Genomic DNA, 19,147 nt, shown 5'->3' on the forward strand with positions numbered 1-19,147 from the left:
CGTGTTATCCCGATCATGCGAAGACGTTCGCTCCGGTGCGGGACGACTTCAAGTCCTTTTCAAGGGTGTTGGGAGGTTGGCCCACGGCTGAAGGGCTGCACAACCAAGGGGCACGATCAGCTTCTGCACCTTCAGACACATCGTGATAACCTGTCGGTCATGAAATCGGAGGCTTGAGAGAAACGTGGGCGGGCCCCAGGAGAATAATTTCTGCCCATGGGGAAGGCGATGTCCGCGCTAGCCGGAATGTCAGCTACCGAAGATCCGCCGCCTGAAGGCTGCCAGTCCGCTAACGGCCGCCCCAAAGCTGCCGGTCAACACAAGGTCGCATCGGAACCGATCCTTCGCATCCCCCGTTATCGAATGGAAGGGACATTACTTGTCATTAGGAGATGAAGAATGAAACGGCTTCTTTTTGCCACTGCCATGATGGCTGTTTCCAGCGGGCTTGCGTTCGCGGGGACGACAGGGACAACAGGGACAACGTCGAGTGGCTCCTCCACTACCACAACGATGCCGACGACAGATAACAACACGGATTCGACCACAACGAAGTCGACCAATTCGAACTCAGCGAAGGACTGTGCGCCGGGCCAGCAGAGTGGCAGTGCCAAGCAGGCCGCTCCTGGTCAACAGGATGACACCAGTGCCCAGTCCGCAGCCCCTGGACAGATGAAAACGACTGCCGAAGGTTGCTAATTGTGCCGGGAGAGGCCGGTTTGCACCGGCCGTAATGGATGCCTCCCGCTGCCGACCGGCGGCAACGGTCCGGCCTGGGCGCCCTTCGATCAGCGCGGGCCGTTTTTCGGAAAGTACCTCCCTTAATCGTCCAACGAGCCTGCAGCCTTTTCTTGGGCGAGTCGGATCTTGGGCGAGTCGCAATGCATAGTTAGTTGCGGATGTGATTGTTGAAATAGCGGCCCTTGGCGAAAGCAGATTTGAACGCGACAAATGCCTCAAGCGGCACGTCCAGGAAATCGTATTGCTTCCCCCTTGGCTCAAAACCAGACCGAGAGAACCCTGGTCCGGGTCAATAGTCGAACTTGCGCATCGAGGTCGACGGCATGGTGCGTTTCAAGAAACCAGCGTGAGCCGCGGCCAGCCGGGTATGGACCGCCCTACAGGCTGAAGTGTATTCGAAGATGTGACCGGGCGTAGAATGACGTCTCGTTCCGCCGCTTCGCGCGCCGCCCTGATCGGAGTTTTCGCGTTGACGGTGTGGGTGGCCGTCACGGCATCGCCTGCCATCTCCTCAACACGGTATTTCGGCACTTTTGTTCCTACGCGTCGGTAGCTAGCAACTCCGCTTGTTTAGGGGTCGCCCTCAAAGAGGAGAATAAGGTGGCAAGCTCGGGTCGCCCTGCCGCCGGGGGGGGGTGACCCGGCGGCTTGCACGTTCGACTAGGGTCGCTTCAGCTGTGACCGCCTTACGGCGTTGCCGCAGGAGTCTGCTTGGCAGCCATCTCGTCGATCTTCTCGGCAAGCACGCCGTTGGCCCATTCGGTGACCTCGGCGTCGACCGGCTTGTTGGCCATATCGGCGAGCGCGTCATCCAGCGACGGGACGGCGGCAGCAGCATCGGCCGCCGCTATATTGGCGGCATCGAGCGCCGCCTGCGCTGCGTCAATCTGCTCCTGGGTCGGGACTTGGTCGGCCGGAGTATTCGGGTCGTTCAATTTGGCGTTCAACGCGTCGACTTCGGCTTGGGCGGCATCTACCGCGGCTTGGGCACCCTTGGCGGCCGCCGACGCTGTCACATAAGCCTGAATGCCGGCGAATTTCTTGCTCTTGGAGTTCATGTAAGCGTTGATGTTGCGCTGCAGCGAGTTCAGCCGGCCAAGCTTGGCGTGAATGTTCTTGTCCTTAGGCGTCGCGGCGACCTCAATGTCGTCGACGGCGACCTGGTCTTCGCCCGAGGCCTTCTTTCCGGCGTGAGCCGATGCCGACTTGCCGTGCGAAGCGCTGTTGCCGGACTTCCCGCCGCTGTTGCCGGACTTGCCGCTATTGCCGTGACCACCGCCATTGCCGTGACCACCGCCATTGCCGTGACCACCACCATTGCCGTGACCACCACCATTTCCACCCGCGCCAGCGAAAGCAGGAGCGGTCACTAGCGCAAGCGCGGCAAGCGCTGCCAACAGCGTTTTTCGGGATGTCATGGTACCTCCTCAGGCGAATAGCCACCTCGCCGATTCGTTATAGAGCGGCTTATAAGAGTTTCCTAATTCGACTGAATGAACTTTAGATAAATGCTTGTTGCAATGAGCGACTGACGACTGCGAAGCGCTTTGTAACCCTCTGAAATCTAGCAAAAAAATCCGGAGTCGGAGACCGTATCGGCCCTTTGCGCGACTGAAGTCCCATACCGATCGGACCTTGGTCGGGCGATGCACAACCGCGGAATGCTTGAGTATGGCGTCACCGTGTGGCTGTGACTGCGCATTGGTAGACAACTCGCCGGGCGAAGACCCCAACTACCTCGAGCCCGGCGAGCCTTACACCTGATCAGAGTACGCGATCAGGACCGGGGATCAGCCGGCGAAAGATGTGGGTGCAATATGGGTGCCAAACTATTCGTCCCAAATTGGGACCATGCTGCGGCCTGCAAGCTGCGCTTAGGTCTCATAAAAGGCTTAGGCGTTCGCATCGGAAATGGCGATAGCTGGTTAGATCGCTTCCTTCCTCCGTTTGTATGATTCGTTGGCATTGGCAGTCGTGCGCATATTGTTTGCCGGACGGCGCTGAGTCTCACCGGTCGAGCCCAGCGGCCCGCCCGCCGCAAAGTGTCCCCCCGCGACAAAGGCTGCTGGGCCGTCCTAGCGCCGATCTGCTCCGGCAATGGCCGCGTGAATGCCCGCTCGACTCCAGCAACAGCTTCATCCTTGGTTGCGACGGTTCCGCGCGCGCCGCCGTCATCGAGCGTATCTTACTCGCCTAACCCGGATCGTGCCGCGTCCGCTTTCCGGGACGCACGGATCTATGCTCAACAGCTAATGTCAGGCGCGTACCTGAATTGGTCCTCGAGCCGAGATAGCGCGTTAGTCGATACACGACATTGCGATTTCCAGGAATCGACCGTTTCGCGAACAGCGATGACTACTCGGAACTGCTATCTCGTTTGCGCCACGAACTGTCCCCTGCCCTCAATGCTTCCAACGTCTCATTTGGGGCCGTATCCGGACGGTCTGCTTCTAGGAAGCGCTCGTCGGTAAGCTGCCGTTCGAGTTCACGGTCATCGAGCGAAGTTTGCCTTGTCAACTGACGAATACGCTGCTTTGACGACCAAGTTTAGCGGGCGCTCTTACCGGCCGGCCCCTTGACGGCTGGAACAGGGCCGGTAGCGGATCGGCAGCTTGCGGAGCCACGCAGCCGAAGAGCGGTCATTCCATGACGTTGTTTACAGCTCCAGGAGGAGTGTCACTCCTCCTGGAATAACAACCTGCCATTCGTCAACGCCTCCTTCCAACCTGGGGAGAACCGCCGGAAATCAGGCTGTCAGATTGCACACCGTCGCGTGGAGTCATTCATAGCGCCAGTATGGGTGGGAACAGCTGAATTGGCGCGAGCCAACCAGACGGCGTTTGGTCTCCGATATCGGTACTCGGACGGGCAGATCATTCACGGTCATGTTGGGTACGACGCTGTAACCCTGATCGACAAGCTGCAGTTTCAGCTCCGCCAGGTGGCGCCTGAATCCATTTTCGATGTAGCTGCGCGGATACCGCCATCCGTTCCTGCATGCTCGCACGAGAATGTCGGAATACAGTTCAGAGCTGGCAGCTTTCACCGCTTCTTCGGAAGTCAGTTTGCTGTTGGTTTGGGTACCTTCGGACAAGCATGGCCCCACCGACACCAAAAGCACCAGTATTACGGTCAAGACAGACAACTTTGTCATGGAGCCCTCCGTGTTCCGAATCGACCAGGCCTGCCAGCAACCTGCCCTGCCGATCTGCAGAGACTAGGATGCTGACCCGTCGCATGGAATCGTGCAAATGCAGTGTTTTCGATATCGCATCTGTAGTATTTTCATCCTGATGTAAGGCCATCGGGTTCTGGCCACAGGTCGGCAGCAAGGAAAATGAAACGATGCTTCGCGCCGTAGGCAATCCTCTCGCCGGCTTATCGGATCGGGAGTTGATGGTCGCGGCAAAGTTTGCGGAGGGAATGACTTATCGCGAAATCGGCGAAACACTTTTCATAGCGCCTACCACCGTTCGGACCCATCTTTCGGCCATTTATCGGAAGCTCGATGTTCGTAGTAAAGTGGCGCTTGCTGGGTTACTTGCCGATCACCGCCAGCAGGACCGCAGCCATGCACCACCCGGAAGTCTTTCGACCGACGAGCCGGGTCCGCCGGTCCTCGCAGTTCTCCCGTTCGACAATTTAAGCGGAGAAGAACGCTGGACTCGTATCGCTGATGGGTTGTCGGCGGACCTCATAGTTGATCTCTCTCGCTACCGGGACCTTGCGGTGATCGCCCGCCAAACAATGCTTTCCTACAAGGGACGGCGTGTTGACGTGCGAGCACTCGGACGAGAGTTGAATGCCGACTATGTGATCGAGGGAAGTTTTCAAGTGGACGGGCAGCGGGTGCGCATCCGCGTCCAACTCGTCGACGCCCACACAGGGGTCGATGTCTGGACGATGCGTTACGATCGTTCCGCGAACAACCTGTTTGCGATGCTGGACAGCGTGACCGAAAACGTCATCAATGTCCTTGCAACTTGCCACGGTCAGCTCGCCAATCTGCGGCGCGATGCGGCTCGTCGGAAGGCTCCAGCAAGTTTGCAGGCCTATGACTGCTATCTGCTTGGGCTTGAGCAGAAGCACCTTTTCACCCGTGAGTCGAACAAGGAGGCGATACGGCTACTGGCGCGTGCGATCGAACTCGATCCGGGTTTAGCAAGAGCTTGGACCGCGCTGGCACTTGCGCATGCTGTGGAAGCTATCAACGGGTTTACCGACAACCTTTCCGGCTCAATCGAGAGCTGGAGCCAATGTGTCAAGCAAGCGCTGGCGCTCGACCCGGCCGACATTTACGCCCGCATAATGTTTGCCGATCTTCGGGCATTGCAGGGCGATGTCGAAGCTGCTGTCGAAGAACATGACCGAGTGTTGGTGGCTGCTCCAAATGACGCGGACTCACTTGCCTTTCTTGCGGGTAGCCTTGCTCTTGTTGGCAGCGACCCGAAGCGTGGCTACGAACTGGCCAAGCGAGCGGTCCGGCTAAATCCTTATGTTCCCTGGTATTATGGAATGCTTGCTCGATGCAGCTACGTTCTAGGCTTTTACCGTGAATCACTGGTCGCGCTACGTCAATCTGCGCCAGATTCGCCCGCCACCCTTCTGTTTCTGGCAATGGCTCATGCGATGCTCAATGAAACTCCTCAGGTCGCCAGGATCAATTCGCGACTGAAGGACGAGTTCCCGAATTTCACGGCTGAGGTGTTCATCAGAACCTATCCGGTTACCAATCCTGTCGCCATTGCTGCCATCAGAGAAGGCGCCCGTCGTGCGGGTTTCGCCTAGCTTCTTCACTCTGGTCACCTCAGAGGCGCATTGCTCCTGGGCAGCATTGGGGCCGCAAGCGGACCGTCAGCTTCGCGGTGAAAATCCTCAGAAAGCGGGCCAGCATGTAGTCGTCGCGGCTGAAAGAGGGGCGTGACGCGCAAGGAATAGGTCCTGGTTTCACCTGATCACCTACGCAGGCAGTTTGACGATCATTGAGCGGCGAGAACGCGGCCCGAGGCAGGAGCTTTGAGCCGATTTTACGATCGACCTTCAGGCTTGTCGAGCCGTCTCGAGGTTACTGCCGAAAAACCGAGCCTCCATGCCGGCGCCCTGGGGAGGCAAGACAGCCAGCAACTGGACGGCTCGGGGATTTAGCACCGTTCAACCCAGAGCGTTTTGTCGAGATGCAGGCGTATCCGCTGGCCTTCCGCTAAGGACAGCGCAAACGATTCCAGGCCCAATGAGCGTGTAATTTCCTGGTCGGTCTCTATGATGCGGACGACCCATTCGCCACTGGCTCCGACTACTTCCACGCAACGCGTGGCCCTGCGAATTGGCACCACGTTGCCCATCAAATCCTCCCTACGAAACGCAATGGCAAGTCGATTTAAGACGGTCGTAGTCGGGAATTCAATAACAAATGCTTGCTCGGAATCGGACGAGCCATCCTGGAAGGGCAGTACGAAGGCGTTGAATGGCTAACTTGTCATGCCACCTCGGTCAGGCGAGCCCTCCGGGGAGCCTCCCGTGAGATAGCCTCTGCTTCAGGTCGTTGGCATTCAGGATGGCTGCCAGCTCTTCAGCATACTCCATGTCGGGAAGGTCGACAGAAGGGTGGCCCACTACAATAGCCGGCTGCCCGGTGAAAACGTCGAACACCGTCCACGTCCCATCCGGTTCCCGCCTTACCTCGTACCGCAGAGTTGCCATGAGGGGATCACATAGGTCGCCGTTAGGGGTGGGAATATTTGGTCCACGGTGACGCGGGGCCGCCTGAAAGCACCGAGACACAGTCGGCGCTCAGTAACGCGCCCGCCCACCCGACATGTCGAATACCGCGCCGGTATTGAAGTTGCTGGCGTCCGAGCACAGCCAGGCCACCATGTGGGCAACTTCTTCGACCCGGCCGAGCCGGTTCATTGGACTATCGGCGATCATTGTCTCGACAGCTGCGACCCCGAGGTTTCGGATCATGTCCGTATCGATTGGCCCAGGAGCGACGCAGTTCACGCGTATGTTTGTATTGGCGACCTCACGCCCAAGCGCCTTTGTGAAGACTACGATACCTGCGCTGGAGGCTGAATAGGCGGCAAGGTTGGCAAGACCTTCCTTGCCCGCCAAAGAGCCCATATTGACAATGCGGCCAACACCCCATTTTCGCATGTGGGGCAAAACCAACTGCGTCACTTGCATCGTGCCGATCAGATTGGTTTCGATGATGCTTCGCCAGTCTGCAGGTTCGTGTTGGTCAAACGGGTGAAGGGTTCCTAGATAACCGGCGTTGTTAACCAGAACGTCTATACGCTGGCCACGACCGACGATCATGTTGATCGCATGGGTTACCTGATCGCGGCTGGTAATATCGACCTTCGTAGACACCACACCCTTCAGTTCGATCTGATCTCGATCCCACACGTGCACTGCAGCACCCGACGCTACAAGGCGCTCTACGATTGCCTTGCCGATACTCTTTGCTCCGCCGGTTACGACGGCTGTCTTGCCAATGAGGTCATATGATACCGGCACAAAGCCCCCATTCATGCGTGTTCACACGGGCTAAGTTTAGCAGGATCGCATATTTTCGCCAGCGGCCAGACCGGTGTCACCAAGTCTTGGCAGCGCCGGAGCCAGCTATGACCTGGTCGGCAGCGAGCCAGGTCGTACACCGACGATGTTGTTCTTTGTCCCGCTCTCCTGCGGCGACACGCCATTGCCCAGTTTGAAACAACCAAAGAGACAATCAGGACAGGCCGGCGATATTTCGATGAGGGGCTTTCGCCATTAGTTAGCGCAGGCTAATATCTGTTCTTCGCGGTCAGAGAGCCGCCTGCATGTTGGGCAGAGATGCTTTAGCACCTAATACAATCGTGCCAGCCGCGATGCCTATCCCCATTTGCCTTGGCGTCTCCCCCGACGGGCTCTGGCTAGAAGCATTCCAAACCGATCAGGACATACGCGCGTATTGGAGAGGCTATGCCCTTGCGGGCGTGGTGTGCGCCGTTTTGCTGATCATCGAGCTTGTGGCAATTCACCTGCTGCTCTGAGGTAGCAGCGCTGTCTTGATGGCGCTACCGCTGTAGCGGTCGGACGGCTCTAATGCGTCTTCTCCGCCTCCATTGTTGAGCGGTCAATTTCAGCTCGAGCGGGCTGAACGAGGGAAGCGCGGGCGCATGACCGTGGTGCCTACATTCGTCGTGACCAGGCGCCCACCTCATATCGGCCGACCACCACGCTTCCGCTTGCATAAGCCTCGGCGCGAATTCGATCTTGCAGCGTTTCGGGACCGAGTTCTGAAGCTGCGATAACGCCCATCTGCTCCATCACCGGAGCCATGGTCGCTGCGAGATCGGAGATCAGATCAATGCCACTCATACTGTCTGATCCACCTCCGGCGAGAGCACTTACCGCCATGCTAGGGGCCGGCAGCCCGGCTTTTACGAAGGTCGCATGGAGCTGCAGGCCCATGTTGGGGTTGGTCCCTACACGACGAAATGTCTCCACAATGCACCGAAAGCAGTTGTCGTACGTTGGGACGGAGGGAAACGAGGCAGCGCCAGTCCAGTCGACTTCGTGGAATACCATCACGCCCCCGGGACCAAGATGCCGCGCAACCCCTCTCAACATCTCGACCGGATCGGGCGCGAACATTAGGACGTATCGGCCAACAACAGCGTCGAACGCTATATCGAAAGTGAAGGTGGCAGGATCACACTGGTGGAAGATTACATTCTCCAAACCACGTTGCGCGGCTCTCGCCCGAGCAGCGTCAAGAGCCTCCGCCGACCTGTCAGAGCCGATAACAAGACCTGTGGGTCCGACAATATCAGCCGCGAGAAAGGCGACATCGCCAGCGCCGCTCCCCACGTCAAGGACATGCATTCCCGCTCGAAGGCCAGCTCGCAGCAGGTAATCCCGGGTCATCGGGTCAACCAATGCCGCCTGCGTCGCCAGCCTTCTCAGTTCTCTTTCCGAATGTCCCAACTCGTATTCGTGCTGACGTTCGCTTGTCATACTGGCGTGCCCCCGGATGAAAAAGCACAACAAATCAGAGCTTGAATGCAGGCCTTGGCGCAATCTGAAGCTGAGCGGCTCATCCCTACTTTAGAGATGTCTAACATAAATATCTGAAAGGGTGCCGTCTAGGCGCATCCTCAAACGAGAGAAGTCCTTCAGAGAGGGCGTGACGGCTTGGCCACCAGCACGGCAGACGACAAAAGCGCGTTGTCCAGCAGGAGCCTTCTGGCTTCTGGTCAGCACGGATGGGCTCAACTCAATGTCACTCCGATTCGAGCACGATTGTATCGCCGGAGCTCTGGAAAGAAGCTCAAGATGCCGTGGAGCACGGGCGGCCTGTTGAACAGCGTAACAACTCAGCATAACGTCTTGAACACCGCAGCCGGGTGGCAAATGCCTTCTGATCTCGCAAATGAATTTCTTTGCCTGGCAGACTTCGAACCTGCTGCACGTGATCGTTTGCCCCATGCCGTCTATGAGTTTATCGCCGGCGCGGCTGGTGACGAAATTACGATGCGGGACAATGTAGGTGCGTTTGACCTGCTGCGGATCAGGCCGCGGGTTTTGCGGGACGTCTCGAAGATCGACACAAGCATTACGCTCTTCGGTGAAAGGCTCTCTCATCCGATCTTTCTGGCGCCAACGGCATTCCAACGCATGTCACACCCCGAGGGCGAGGTGGCTGCCGCTCGCGGGGCGGGCGAAGCCGGTGCGATATTCACTCTGGGGACCAGCGGAACAGCAACCATCGAGGAATGCGTGGCCACAAGCCCTGTGCCGATCTGGTTCCTGTTGTATTGGCAGAGCGATCGATGTTTCAACCGTGACCTTGTCGCCCAAGTCGCTGCGGGCGGAGCGAAGGCGATCTGCGTAACGGTGGATATGCCAACACTCGGCGATCGGCGAAGGCAAATGCGAGCCGGTTTCAAAATTCCCGATGCGCTCACCACCCCTTATTTCAATGACCGCAATACAGGCCTCTTCAAGATCGGTGGTTCGCCAAAGCGTGCAATATTGACATGGCCGGATGTTGAGTGGCTTCGTTCTCTCACAGCTCTGCCTATCGTGTTGAAAGGCATCCTTGATCCTGAGGACGCTGAACTGGCGATAAGCTCAGGCGCCGACGCCATTGTGGTTTCCAATCATGGCGCACGGAACCTCGACACGCTGCCGGCAACGATCGATGCACTGCCGGCAGTTGCCGAGCGGGTGGCCGGCAGGATTCCAATTATTATCGATGGCGGCATCAGACGGGGAACGGATGTTTTGAAGTCTATCGCTCTTGGAGCAACCGCGGTGATGATCGGCCGCCCATATGTTTATGCGCTTGCCTTGGGCGGATCCGATGGGGTCAGGCACTGTGTTGACCTGTTACGCCGGGAATTTGAAACGGCAATGGCGTTAACCGGGAGGACCTCAATTGGCGAGATTGATCGAAGTCTCATCTGGTGACAAGCAGGGGGATGGATGTCGCTGAGGGCTCCGGGGGTGCCGACACGGACCATCTACTTGTGCTCTGGCCAAGGTTGGGACGTTGCTTCGATGTGCATTTCAGAGTTGCGGGCGGGTCCTTACAGGAGAAGAACATTTGCTTGAAGTGAGAGGGGTCCACAATCATCATGAAGATAATCTCACATGCGGAACAGCGGCGGGAGGAATGGCGAGTTGGAGTAGAAACCCGGATGCTTATATCCGCTGAGAACGGCGCGCTTCAGCTGTGCATTTTCGAGCAATGGGTAGCGCCGGCTATGGGCGCCCCGACGCACAGTCACCGTGTTGAAGAAGTGCTCTCTGTGGTCACCGGCAAAGCAGAGATTTGGATTGACAACGAGTCGGTTAGCATAATCGAAGGGCAATCACTTGTTGTTCCGGCTAATCGAAAACACGGGTTTCGAAACGTCGGCTCTGAAACCCTTCACATATGTGCCGTGCTCGCATCATCAATTTTCGAGGCGGCCTTTGATGATAGCGAGCCTGTCCGTCGCTGGCTTCTATCGGCGGCAGACTGATCCCGAATTTCGACGATTATCGAGGCGCGCAGTACGCGATCCGTGCCGTGGGCAACGAATGGGTCAAAGGAGTTCTGCGCTCTTTGATCGACAAAATGATGGCCTGCCCCAAAGAAGGTCATCGCACGCTCGCTGAGCGTATCTTGCTCGCCTAACCCACGGCTTTCAGTGAGCAGCAATCAACAACGGACGATTGCACCATAGCTTTTGAGGCCAGCCAAATGGCTTTGTCGTCCTGGGCGGGTTGCATAAGGCTGCACTCCAAACATGGCTTTCAAGAAAGCTGGACGATTCCCTCAAGCGCCGCGTAGACCGAGATTCGCAGCCAACGGTCCATGCTTCGCGCGAGGCCGGGGTCGCCGATGAGGAAAAGGCCGCCCCTCTCTTTCTCACGCTCGATGCTAGAGCGGCCCTCCAGGATGGCTCCCAGCGAAACAACGCCGGTCTCGACGTAAAGATCGACGTCCCGGCCGGGGTCGAGCGAGCAGAGCTCGGGCAAGTCCGCGCCTGGCTCGACCACAAACCAGTAATGGGGACACTTCGGTGGGGGATCGTCGCGGAAATGGAAGCGGATGACGGCGCGCCGCCGCGGCAGTTCAGCGAGGTCAATCTTTCGCCGCACGGCCCACATGAGGGTCGAAACATCCACGTCGGCGAGCGCGATCTCCGCCTCGATGTTGCATTGCGCCCATTCCGCCAGCGCGTTCATCGCCGGCTCGAGCCTTATCGACTTTTCGGTACGGAAATAGCTGATGGTGCCCGTCGCCTCTCCTCGACGCGCTCGACCAGGCCCAACGCTTCCATTTCCTTGAGCCGCCTCGACAAGAGGGCGGACGAGACGTTGCCCACCCCCTTGCGAATGTCATTAAAGCGGGTCGAGCCGTTCCAGAGCTCGGTCAGGATTTGAATTGTCCAGCGTGGCTCCAGGAACTCGCAGGCGTGCGAGATCGGGCAGACCAGTCCGTAAGGCCGTCGCGTCATGGCTGACCGCTCCTTTGCCGCAGGTTAGGCCTTTCGGAGGTCTGAGGCCAGTTCACAATCTGAAGCGGAACGCTTCCGAAGCTGCCCTGGTGCCTTCCCGTCCTCTGCCATGATGGTGGTCGTCATTCGTGCATCCCCCAACGGAGGCTACCATGACCTGGCGTAACATTACGCAAACGACACTAGGCGAGACCGCACTGCGCGTGCCGCGCACTTTTTTTGATCCTCCGCTCGAACGGTTGCTGGCCCTTGTCTGTGAGTGGCGGACCCGCCGCAACATAAAGCGTGGGCTTGGTCACCTGTCCAACTTCCTTCTGCGCGACGTTGGCTTAACCAAAGCAGACGTCGAGGCGGCCTGCGCCGACAGTTTCGATACATCCGCCTCTCTCGCGCTTAAGAGTGCAGCGCAGAACCAGACGGGAAATTGGTGAGAAGGGAAAGCCCCGCGGGCTGAGGCCGCTTGAGGGCGGCAATTGATCAGCCGAATTAGGGGCCATTCTTTAACAACGATTTTGAGGCGCAACCGCGGCGTTCGGCGTGGTCGCCGGCGATGTCTCCATTCGGGCCGCTGCAAAATTGAACTCTCTGGTCGAGTTAAGGCGCATTGCTGACCGGTAGATTTTTTGAGCCGGTAGCTGACCGGCAGCTTCGGTCTGCGAATCTTCAAGGCCGGACATTCAGGGTTGGGGTGGGCGCGTCGTGACTTGACCTGAAGGGGAAGCTTAGCGCACTCGACAAAGGGTTCCAGCTTTCAAGTGGTCGGCCTAGTCAGGATCCGATCATCGCCAGAATGGCTTTGCAAGTTCAGACTCCACTTCGTCCTCCGTCAATCCAATATCGTCGATCATGTGCGGCGCTACCCCCGATAGTCGCGCTAGGTCACGGCGGTAGAAATGCCGTTGCCGCCATCTTGAGACATAGCGAGCTATTCTGATTGCTCGAACCTCATGGGACAAGTCCTGAAACGTCGATGCAAGAAGATTGTTGCTCACCGTCAGGCCTCCGTGCCAACCTCGCGCTTGCAGATGACAGCGTAGGCAGACAGCGTACCGGCTACAAACCAGTCTTTCTCTGGGATAGGCTCAGAATTCCTGAGGTAGTGACAGTCGATGCGTCTCCCTTCACTCAATGCGCTTCGGGCCTTTGAAGCAGCCGCGCGCCACGAAAGCTTTGCGCGCGCGGCTGAGGAGCTATGCGTGACCGAAGGAGCGATCAGCAGGCACGTCAAGCTGTTGGAAACAGCATTGCAAGTGGAATTGTTTCGACGATTGCCGCGCCGGTTGGTTTTGACCGATGCGGGGCGCAATTTTCAACCGATCCTGGCGGCCGCGTTCGAAAGCATTGCCGCGGGAGCTCAAGACGTGCAACGCCAGCCTCGGCATCTGAAGGTTATCTGCCCGCCCACCTTCTCCATTCGGTGGCTGCTACCGCGGCTTGACCGTTTCAAGCAGCAATGGCCTGCAATCGGTATTCGGGTAACGACCGCTCCTTTTGACTGGGAAATTTTCTTCGGAGGTGAGTTCGATCTCGCCTTTGACTGCGGTTATCCAAATCGGCCGAAAGATATCGAGGCGGTGTTGGTGTTGCAATCGTTCGGCACCCCAGTTTGCTCTACAAAGCTACTGGAGAGGGGCGTGCCAATAACGTTTCCTGCCGACCTGGTTCACCATAACCTGCTGCATGAGACGCCTGATCGGCACGATTGGAAAGTTTGGGCTGGGCGATTTGCGCCGAACCTTCTTGACGTGAACTCGGGTGAGGTTTTTCCCAGTGCCGATATGGCCTATCGTGCCGCGGCCATGGGCCAGGGCGTCGCGATCGGAGACCTCTCTGTGCTTCACGACGAGATTGCCAAGGGAGAACTGGTGCTGCCGTTCAAAGATATGCAGATCTCTGACGACACGGAGGCCTATCATTTGTGTTGCAGAAAAGATTGCTGGACCGACCCTCGTATCGCCGCGTTCCATAAGTGGGTTTCGGACGAGGCCACGTGGTCCTGAAGCCCGGAACGGTCAGGCCGCTGCCCGCCTCGTTGCGGTCGTTAGCCCTTCCCTCCGGCAAGGAAAGCTCCGGTCCCAAAGCTACCGCTCGAAACAATCAAGGCCGCATCGGGGCCTCCGATCCTGACTACATTCAGGATGGCCAAAGCGGCTTCACCCGCTCAATCCGATACCTCTTCTCGAACTCACGGAGCACCATTTCGAGCGTTGCCTCAAAAGCACTCTGATCGAACATCATCGATTTCTTTGCCTCGTGAAGATAGCGCCAGTCGGTGAAGGCATCTTGGTGTTGATACAGAATGTGACGAATGCTGTACTCGATGTAGAAACCATTGGGATGATACGGGACCACTGACCTTTTGAACTCCGCGTCGAGTTTCTCTTGGCTTTCGGGCTTTAGGCGATCAAACAGCCTTATCAGGTTGTGCGATTTGACGACTCTTGGATTTTCATGGTCGAAGACGAACCACGCTTTGAGTGCCAGCTCCATAGAAAGCGCCAAAAGCATCGGTTCAACACCGACGTGTTCGCGTTCGCTCAGGTCTGCATGCTTTCCGAATTCTCGGCTTGGAAAGCTCTGAGTTTTTCGGAAGATCGCCTTTGCGGCTTCCCCGATCCTAATGGCCGTCGATAAGCGCGCACTCATTAGGGGTCCATTAGATTGATCTAAATTAACGCCGGAGCTGAGCTGAGATATTGCAAAAACGCAATCGCTTAGGCCAGGAGGCACGGAACACAACTTACTGACGACAAGTTAGAGTTGAGTTCACCGCCGGCGACCCGTTTTCGGAAGGTGGGCGAACGACCGGAATGAGGCGGCGGGTTCAACCGGTCGTCGCAACCCGCTTTAATCTGAGAGGATGAAGAGGTGTTGCATGGTGACCTCACGGATCTGGTTTACGTCAGCGCAGAAGGTCGAGCTTTGGGAGCGATGGAACCGAGGTCAGAGCACTTGACCGCCGGAACAAGACCGGCGTTCAGCGGATCGTATCCTTACGCAGCGGCATTGCTCCGTCAGCTAGGCGTAGAGGGGCCTTGGCGCTCGGGCTGGCGGAACGCGAAGAGATCTCTCGCGGGATCGCGGCGGGTCTTGCGATCCGCGCTATTGCACGAAGTCTCGGGCGATCCCCATCGACAATATGTCGCGTTATCTCGCGCAATGGCGGTGCACAAGCGTATCGTGCAACCCGGGCCGACAAGCATGCTTGGGTGCGAGCGCTGCGCCCGAAGCAGTGTCGCCTGGCAAGCTCTGGGCGGCTACGATGGCAGGTGGCGCAAAAGCTAGCGCTGCAATGGTCCCCGGAGCAGATAGCGGGCTGGCTGAGGCGAGAGTACCCAGGCGATCCAAGCATGCGGATATCTCATGAAGCGATCTATCGCAGTCTATTCATCCAGTCGCGAGGGGCGCTCAAGAAGGAACTAACAGCGCACCTGTGTACCAAACGACAGATGCGGCTCGCAAAAGGCGCACAGAGCCGGACGGGGCAAGGACAAATACTCGATATGATCTCCATCCGCGAGCGCCCCGCCGAGGCTGAGGATCGCGCCATCCCAGGCCATTTGGGAGGGTGATCTGCTCACCGGCGCGAACGACACGCACATCGCCACCCTCGTGGAGCGACACAGCCGGTTCACGATGCTTGTAAAGGTGGCGAGGAGGGACTCGGCCACCGTCGTGGCGGCCCTTGCCCAGACGAACGGCACATTGCCCGAAGAGTTACGACGCTCGCTAACGTGGGACCAGGGCAAGGAGATGGCTCGGCACATGAGCTTCACCGTTGCAACCGATCTACAGGTCTACTTCTGCGATCCGCGAAGTCCCTGTCAGCGCGGCAGCAATGAAAATACCATCGGTCCGCTCAGGCAGTACTTCCCGAGAGAAACCAACCTCTCCCATGTCTCGCAGGCCCAACTCAACGCCGTCGCCCTGCAGCTCAATCAGCGACCCCGAAAACCCTGGACTTCGAAACGCCGGCCGATAGGCTACAGAAGGTGTTACGATGACCGGTTGAACCCACCGGCGCAAATTGGTCACGGCTCCACTCGTGAAGTGGAGCCGCACCTGATCAAACCTCAGTTGCCTCGGAAAGTTCGAGAGCATCCTCAACATCGACTCCCAGATAGCGGACCGTGTTCTCGATCTTAGTATGACCGAGCAAAATCTGGATGGCTCGCAGATTTCCCGTCGCTTTGTAGATAATCGAGGCCTTGGTGCGACGCAGGGAATGGGTTCCGTATTCCTCTGGTCTAAGCCCGATCGCCTCGACCCATTCGTCGACGAGGCGTGCATACTGCCTTGTACTCATGTGAGCCCTTGGATTGATCCTGCTCGGAAACGCGTAATCATCGACTGTTCCGCCGCGTCGCTCCAGCCATGCGAGAAGGCTGGAGCGTACGTCGCTCATCAACTCGAACTGAACAGGTCGGCCAGTTTTCTGTTGGATGACCATCGCGCGAGTTCGGACTTCCGGTCCTACCACGAGGTTGCCGATTTTGATCTTGACGAGATCGCAGCCGCGCAACTTGCTGTCGATCGCCAAATCGAAGAGCGCTCTGTCTCGCAGACGCAGCTCTCGATCGAGAAAGAAGCGTATCGCCCATATCTGTCGAGGTTTCAGAGGTCGTTTCGTCCCGACCTTCTTCCCGGCATTCCATGCCCGGCGGTCGGAGTCGGTGAGGTCGTAGCACGAGTGTCCCATTTCGCTTCTCCTGCAGCCATGATTGGCCACCAGAGAAACGCCGCTAGACTGTTGCTGGGCCGGCTGCTGACTGTCAGGTTTCGGTCGGGCTCGGCGGATAGCTGCCGTTCGGCAACCGACCCCATCCGCGTCGTTCGCGCGCGAACCGCACCATTCTGACCCGCCGTTCATCAGGCGACGAACTGGGCTCGAGGTCGGCCTGGAGCCCATGCTGCTGTTATGGCATCCGACGTGTTGATCGCGGTCGACAACTAGGTCGGCGAATTGGAAATGAACCGCAACTCCAGCAAATCTGCGTTAGAGCAAAATTGCACCGGCTTACAGGCTGTGCGCAGCAGAGCCAGTTCCCTTGGGATGTCGCCCCGCTTACGACAGGATTGCCGGAACTGGAGGTTAGCCTATGACGCCAGATACCTTGCGCCCCGACCACCCGCCACTCGACACTCCGCCCGTGCAATACCTGAACTTGGACCCGTCGCTCTATGTCCGCGATGATATCTGGCAGCAGGAGCGGTGCAACATCTTCGCGCACACCTGGCAGTTCATGGGCCCTGTCGCCTCGGTCGCGACGTCCGGTCAATACCTTGCCATCGACATCGCCGGCACGCCGATCTTTGCCATCCGGGGCCGGGACGGGACCTTGCGCGGATTTAAGAACGTCTGCCGCCACCGGGGGGCGAAACTTCTGGCCGATGGCGCGGGCAAATGTGGGCTGATCGTTTGCCCCTATCACAAATGGTCCTTTGCCGACACCGGGCGGCTGCTGCAGGCCCCATGGTATGGCAAGGATCCCGCGATCATCGCCGAAGACTGGCCGCTGGACACGGTGCAGTTGTCCGAATGGCGCGGGCTGCTCTTCGCGGCACTTGACCCGAAGGAAAGTCTTCTGGATCAACTTGGCTCTCTGCCCGCCGAACTGGCGGACGAGCCGTTGGAGACCTATGCCGCCACCGATCAGGCCACGGTCAGCTTTGCGGCGAACTGGAAGATCTACACCGACAATTTCGTCGAAGGCTACCACACCCCTGGCACGCATCCCTCGTTCTACGCTGCCATCGACTTCGAAGCTTTCCAGACCACCGCCCATCCCGGTTAGTCCGGATGACCGCACCGCCGAAAGACGATCTGTTCTATCGCGGCAAATGGCTTTGGATGTGGCCGAACTGGACGCTGTCGCTTTTCGATGGCGGCATGAACGTTAGCCGGATCAATCCGACCTCACCGCATCACACAGACCAGCATTACCATTTCTTCTTTGCCGATATCGCTGCTGAAGCATCCGAGAGCAGGGCGAAATCCGTGCAAGGCACTCTGGCCGTGGTACGCGAGGACTACACCATCTGCCCCGATACGCATCGCAACTATGCCGCAGGGGCATATAGCTCCGGCCCGCTCTCGGGGCGGCATGAGCGGGGAGTGCAGTATTTCCAGGAACGGTTCGCTGCGGCACTGGGACTGTGACCGCCCCTGGTGTCCTTGTCCGCCATAGTGCTCCGGCTCGGCGCCGGCACGAGAGCCCCCGGCCAGTCGAGGGTATAGGGCGGGCACGGTAAGACTAGTTACGAGCGTCGCGGCAATCGGAACTCGCTCAATGCGCAGAGCAGATCGGCGAACGCGGCTTTGACGACCAAGTTTAGCGGGCGCTCTTACCGGCCGGACCCGTGACAGCTGGAACGAGGCCGATACCGTCGGTTTTTTCGCCGGGAAGTTGCAAGAAGCTGCCGTTCTGCTGCCGATCCCATTCCAGTCGCTCCGCTGTCGCCGACGATTGCTCGAAGCTGCCGTTGCAGGCCCAACTGGCCGTTCGCGGACCAAGCTTCTGGGTTCGAGGATCGAATTGCTACCGCTCAGCTTGGGCTGATGTCGACCGCGTCTTACGACCTCGTCGACGCTGTCGATGTGAAAGCTGTCTTTTTCTGGCGTCACGGTTCCTCCGCGGCAGTGCAGCGCGGACCAGCTGAGCAACGACTCTCGCACAGAATACTGAGCAAGAGATGTGCCGGCATCACCTGCTCCCGACCCACTGCCGGATCTCGTCAGCCAATTGACCGAGAACGCCTGTTGTACCGGCGGGGAGCGGGTCTGGAAACCGTTGCTCGGGATACGCGAGCGTTCCGCCCAGATGGACCGGCTGGACGCAGGACATCTCGTGCTGCTCGAGAAACTTGATCATGTTGTCCGCGCATAGGCGCACACTCGGATCGTCCGAGGGATCGCTGGCGCCGTTGACGATGACCGCTCCGAGTTTTCCTTTGAGCTGTTGTCCGTCGCGCCACAGGGGATCCGATCTGTTGAGCAAGACGACGCCCAGGGCCGGCGGCATTCCGAAGCAGGTGGGAGTAGCCATCAGAATCACGTCCGACTCTTTCATGAATGACAGAACACGATCGATCCCGTCACCGTGGTATCCGAACGTTTGATAACACTGCTCGCACCCGAGACAGTCGATACGCTCATCGGCCAGACGCACCTGTTCCACGACCTTCACCAGCCGATCTCTCTCGAGCGAGCGAAGAACCTCGCCGAGCATCCGCCCTGAGTTACTGGACGCGCGTGGGCTACAGTCTATTCCAACGATGGTCGTCGCTTTGTCCATGTGAGGATCCTCGTGCGCGGCACGAACATGATCGGAGTGTGACGCGAACAACATCTTCACCTCCGAGGCTACTGTGCACTAGCTGCATTCTCCCTCGCAACCGTCATCACGATACGA

Annotated in this window: 17 protein-coding genes and 1 pseudogene; 8 read left to right on the forward strand and 10 right to left on the reverse strand. The window is 58.3% G+C overall.

Going from position 1 to position 19,147, the window contains the following annotated elements:
* Nucleotides 1-889: 889 nt before the first annotated feature.
* The 3 genes from NLY36_RS16970 to NLY36_RS16980 all read right to left on the reverse strand — a co-directional run bounded on the left by NLY36_RS16970 (nucleotide 890) and on the right by NLY36_RS16980 (nucleotide 3,895).
* A complete protein-coding gene (locus NLY36_RS16970; RefSeq protein WP_245259991.1) occupies nucleotides 890-967 on the reverse strand; it encodes a KTSC domain-containing protein in 78 nt (25 codons plus the stop codon).
* A 460-nt stretch (nucleotides 968-1,427) separates the two neighbouring features.
* Nucleotides 1,428-2,159, reverse strand: a complete 732-nt coding sequence (locus tag NLY36_RS16975) for a hypothetical protein (RefSeq protein WP_023716274.1) — start codon at nucleotides 2,157-2,159, stop codon at nucleotides 1,428-1,430.
* Between the two features lie 1,361 nt (nucleotides 2,160-3,520).
* Nucleotides 3,521-3,895: a hypothetical protein gene (locus tag NLY36_RS16980; RefSeq protein ID WP_156931637.1), complete on the reverse strand. Its 375-nt coding sequence runs from the start codon at nucleotides 3,893-3,895 to the stop codon at nucleotides 3,521-3,523.
* A 191-nt stretch (nucleotides 3,896-4,086) separates the two neighbouring features.
* On the opposite strand from NLY36_RS16980, the gene NLY36_RS16985 reads away from it, so the two are divergent.
* Nucleotides 4,087-5,529: a LuxR C-terminal-related transcriptional regulator gene (locus NLY36_RS16985; RefSeq protein WP_023699402.1), complete on the forward strand. Its 1,443-nt coding sequence runs from the start codon at nucleotides 4,087-4,089 to the stop codon at nucleotides 5,527-5,529.
* Nucleotides 5,530-6,531: 1,002 nt separating this feature from the next.
* Here NLY36_RS16985 and NLY36_RS16990 read toward each other — a convergent pair.
* Both NLY36_RS16990 and NLY36_RS16995 read right to left on the reverse strand, forming a co-directional pair.
* A complete protein-coding gene (locus tag NLY36_RS16990) occupies nucleotides 6,532-7,272 on the reverse strand; it encodes an SDR family NAD(P)-dependent oxidoreductase (protein ID WP_023699925.1) in 741 nt (246 codons plus the stop codon).
* 642 nt (nucleotides 7,273-7,914) lie between these two features.
* Nucleotides 7,915-8,742 (reverse strand): methyltransferase domain-containing protein, encoded by an 828-nt coding sequence (locus NLY36_RS16995; RefSeq protein ID WP_023746408.1) that lies wholly within the window; start codon nucleotides 8,740-8,742, stop codon nucleotides 7,915-7,917.
* A gap of 372 nt (nucleotides 8,743-9,114) precedes the next feature.
* Between NLY36_RS16995 and NLY36_RS17000 the strand changes: the two genes are divergently transcribed.
* Both NLY36_RS17000 and NLY36_RS17005 read left to right on the forward strand, forming a co-directional pair.
* Nucleotides 9,115-10,197, forward strand: coding sequence for an alpha-hydroxy acid oxidase (locus tag NLY36_RS17000; RefSeq protein WP_245259989.1), 1,083 nt, complete (start codon nucleotides 9,115-9,117; stop codon nucleotides 10,195-10,197).
* 167 nt (nucleotides 10,198-10,364) lie between these two features.
* Nucleotides 10,365-10,754 carry a cupin domain-containing protein gene (locus tag NLY36_RS17005; protein ID WP_023697500.1) on the forward strand — a complete coding sequence of 130 codons (390 nt, stop codon included), beginning with the start codon at nucleotides 10,365-10,367 and terminating at the stop codon, nucleotides 10,752-10,754.
* A 274-nt stretch (nucleotides 10,755-11,028) separates the two neighbouring features.
* On the opposite strand, the gene NLY36_RS17010 is transcribed toward NLY36_RS17005, so the two are convergent.
* Together NLY36_RS17010 and NLY36_RS17015 are read right to left on the reverse strand one after the other, a co-directional pair.
* A complete protein-coding gene (locus NLY36_RS17010; protein WP_050591557.1) occupies nucleotides 11,029-11,463 on the reverse strand; it encodes a hypothetical protein in 435 nt (144 codons plus the stop codon).
* 14 nt (nucleotides 11,464-11,477) lie between these two features.
* Complete coding sequence (locus NLY36_RS17015; protein WP_286461249.1) at nucleotides 11,478-11,735, reverse strand: winged helix-turn-helix transcriptional regulator; 258 nt, start codon at nucleotides 11,733-11,735, stop codon at nucleotides 11,478-11,480.
* A 152-nt stretch (nucleotides 11,736-11,887) separates the two neighbouring features.
* On the opposite strand from NLY36_RS17015, the gene NLY36_RS17020 reads away from it, so the two are divergent.
* Complete coding sequence (locus NLY36_RS17020; protein ID WP_023697496.1) at nucleotides 11,888-12,166, forward strand: DUF1127 domain-containing protein; 279 nt, start codon at nucleotides 11,888-11,890, stop codon at nucleotides 12,164-12,166.
* A 678-nt stretch (nucleotides 12,167-12,844) separates the two neighbouring features.
* Nucleotides 12,845-13,735, forward strand: a complete 891-nt coding sequence (locus NLY36_RS17025) for a LysR substrate-binding domain-containing protein (RefSeq protein ID WP_023697495.1) — start codon at nucleotides 12,845-12,847, stop codon at nucleotides 13,733-13,735.
* Nucleotides 13,736-13,868: 133 nt separating this feature from the next.
* On the opposite strand, the gene NLY36_RS17030 is transcribed toward NLY36_RS17025, so the two are convergent.
* On the reverse strand, nucleotides 13,869-14,381 hold the full coding sequence (locus tag NLY36_RS17030) for a hypothetical protein (RefSeq protein ID WP_023731489.1): 513 nt from the start codon (nucleotides 14,379-14,381) through the stop codon (nucleotides 13,869-13,871).
* 229 nt (nucleotides 14,382-14,610) lie between these two features.
* On the opposite strand from NLY36_RS17030, the pseudogene NLY36_RS17035 reads away from it, so the two are divergent.
* A pseudogene (locus NLY36_RS17035) lies at nucleotides 14,611-15,739 on the forward strand (IS30 family transposase).
* 62 nt (nucleotides 15,740-15,801) lie between these two features.
* On the opposite strand, the gene NLY36_RS17040 reads toward NLY36_RS17035, so the two are convergent.
* Nucleotides 15,802-16,434: a tyrosine-type recombinase/integrase gene (locus tag NLY36_RS17040; protein WP_023697492.1), complete on the reverse strand. Its 633-nt coding sequence runs from the start codon at nucleotides 16,432-16,434 to the stop codon at nucleotides 15,802-15,804.
* Nucleotides 16,435-16,834: 400 nt separating this feature from the next.
* Between NLY36_RS17040 and NLY36_RS17045 the strand changes: the two genes are divergently transcribed.
* On the forward strand, nucleotides 16,835-17,530 hold the full coding sequence (locus tag NLY36_RS17045; protein ID WP_023697491.1) for an aromatic ring-hydroxylating oxygenase subunit alpha: 696 nt from the start codon (nucleotides 16,835-16,837) through the stop codon (nucleotides 17,528-17,530).
* Between the two features lie 5 nt (nucleotides 17,531-17,535).
* Nucleotides 17,536-17,895, forward strand: a complete 360-nt coding sequence (locus tag NLY36_RS17050; RefSeq protein WP_023697490.1) for an SRPBCC family protein — start codon at nucleotides 17,536-17,538, stop codon at nucleotides 17,893-17,895.
* A gap of 544 nt (nucleotides 17,896-18,439) precedes the next feature.
* Here the strand turns inward: NLY36_RS17050 and NLY36_RS17055 are convergent.
* Nucleotides 18,440-19,030: a flavodoxin family protein gene (locus tag NLY36_RS17055; protein ID WP_023697489.1), complete on the reverse strand. Its 591-nt coding sequence runs from the start codon at nucleotides 19,028-19,030 to the stop codon at nucleotides 18,440-18,442.
* Nucleotides 19,031-19,147 lie beyond the last annotated feature (117 nt).

Source organism: Mesorhizobium sp. C399B, assembly GCF_030323185.1.
In the GTDB taxonomy this organism is placed as follows: Bacteria; Pseudomonadota; Alphaproteobacteria; order Rhizobiales; family Rhizobiaceae; genus Mesorhizobium.

Bases quoted from the DNA above. Each gene is read 5' to 3' on its own strand.
- NLY36_RS16975 (WP_023716274.1), bottom strand. From the start codon at position 2,159: ATGACATCCCGAAAAACGCTGTTGGCAGCGCTTGCCGCGCTTGCGCTA.
- NLY36_RS16980 (WP_156931637.1), bottom strand. From the start codon at position 3,895: ATGACAAAGTTGTCTGTCTTGACCGTAATACTGGTGCTTTTGGTGTCG.
- NLY36_RS16985 (WP_023699402.1), top strand. From the start codon at position 4,087: ATGCTTCGCGCCGTAGGCAATCCTCTCGCCGGCTTATCGGATCGGGAG.
- NLY36_RS16990 (WP_023699925.1), bottom strand. From the start codon at position 7,272: ATGAATGGGGGCTTTGTGCCGGTATCATATGACCTCATTGGCAAGACA.
- NLY36_RS16995 (WP_023746408.1), bottom strand. From the start codon at position 8,742: ATGACAAGCGAACGTCAGCACGAATACGAGTTGGGACATTCGGAAAGA.
- NLY36_RS17005 (WP_023697500.1), top strand. From the start codon at position 10,365: ATGAAGATAATCTCACATGCGGAACAGCGGCGGGAGGAATGGCGAGTT.
- NLY36_RS17010 (WP_050591557.1), bottom strand. From the start codon at position 11,463: ATGAACGCGCTGGCGGAATGGGCGCAATGCAACATCGAGGCGGAGATC.
- NLY36_RS17015 (WP_286461249.1), bottom strand. From the start codon at position 11,735: ATGACGCGACGGCCTTACGGACTGGTCTGCCCGATCTCGCACGCCTGC.
- NLY36_RS17020 (WP_023697496.1), top strand. From the start codon at position 11,888: ATGACCTGGCGTAACATTACGCAAACGACACTAGGCGAGACCGCACTG.
- NLY36_RS17025 (WP_023697495.1), top strand. From the start codon at position 12,845: ATGCGTCTCCCTTCACTCAATGCGCTTCGGGCCTTTGAAGCAGCCGCG.
- NLY36_RS17030 (WP_023731489.1), bottom strand. From the start codon at position 14,381: ATGAGTGCGCGCTTATCGACGGCCATTAGGATCGGGGAAGCCGCAAAG.
- NLY36_RS17040 (WP_023697492.1), bottom strand. From the start codon at position 16,434: ATGGGACACTCGTGCTACGACCTCACCGACTCCGACCGCCGGGCATGG.
- NLY36_RS17045 (WP_023697491.1), top strand. From the start codon at position 16,835: ATGACGCCAGATACCTTGCGCCCCGACCACCCGCCACTCGACACTCCG.
- NLY36_RS17050 (WP_023697490.1), top strand. From the start codon at position 17,536: ATGACCGCACCGCCGAAAGACGATCTGTTCTATCGCGGCAAATGGCTT.
- NLY36_RS17055 (WP_023697489.1), bottom strand. From the start codon at position 19,030: ATGGACAAAGCGACGACCATCGTTGGAATAGACTGTAGCCCACGCGCG.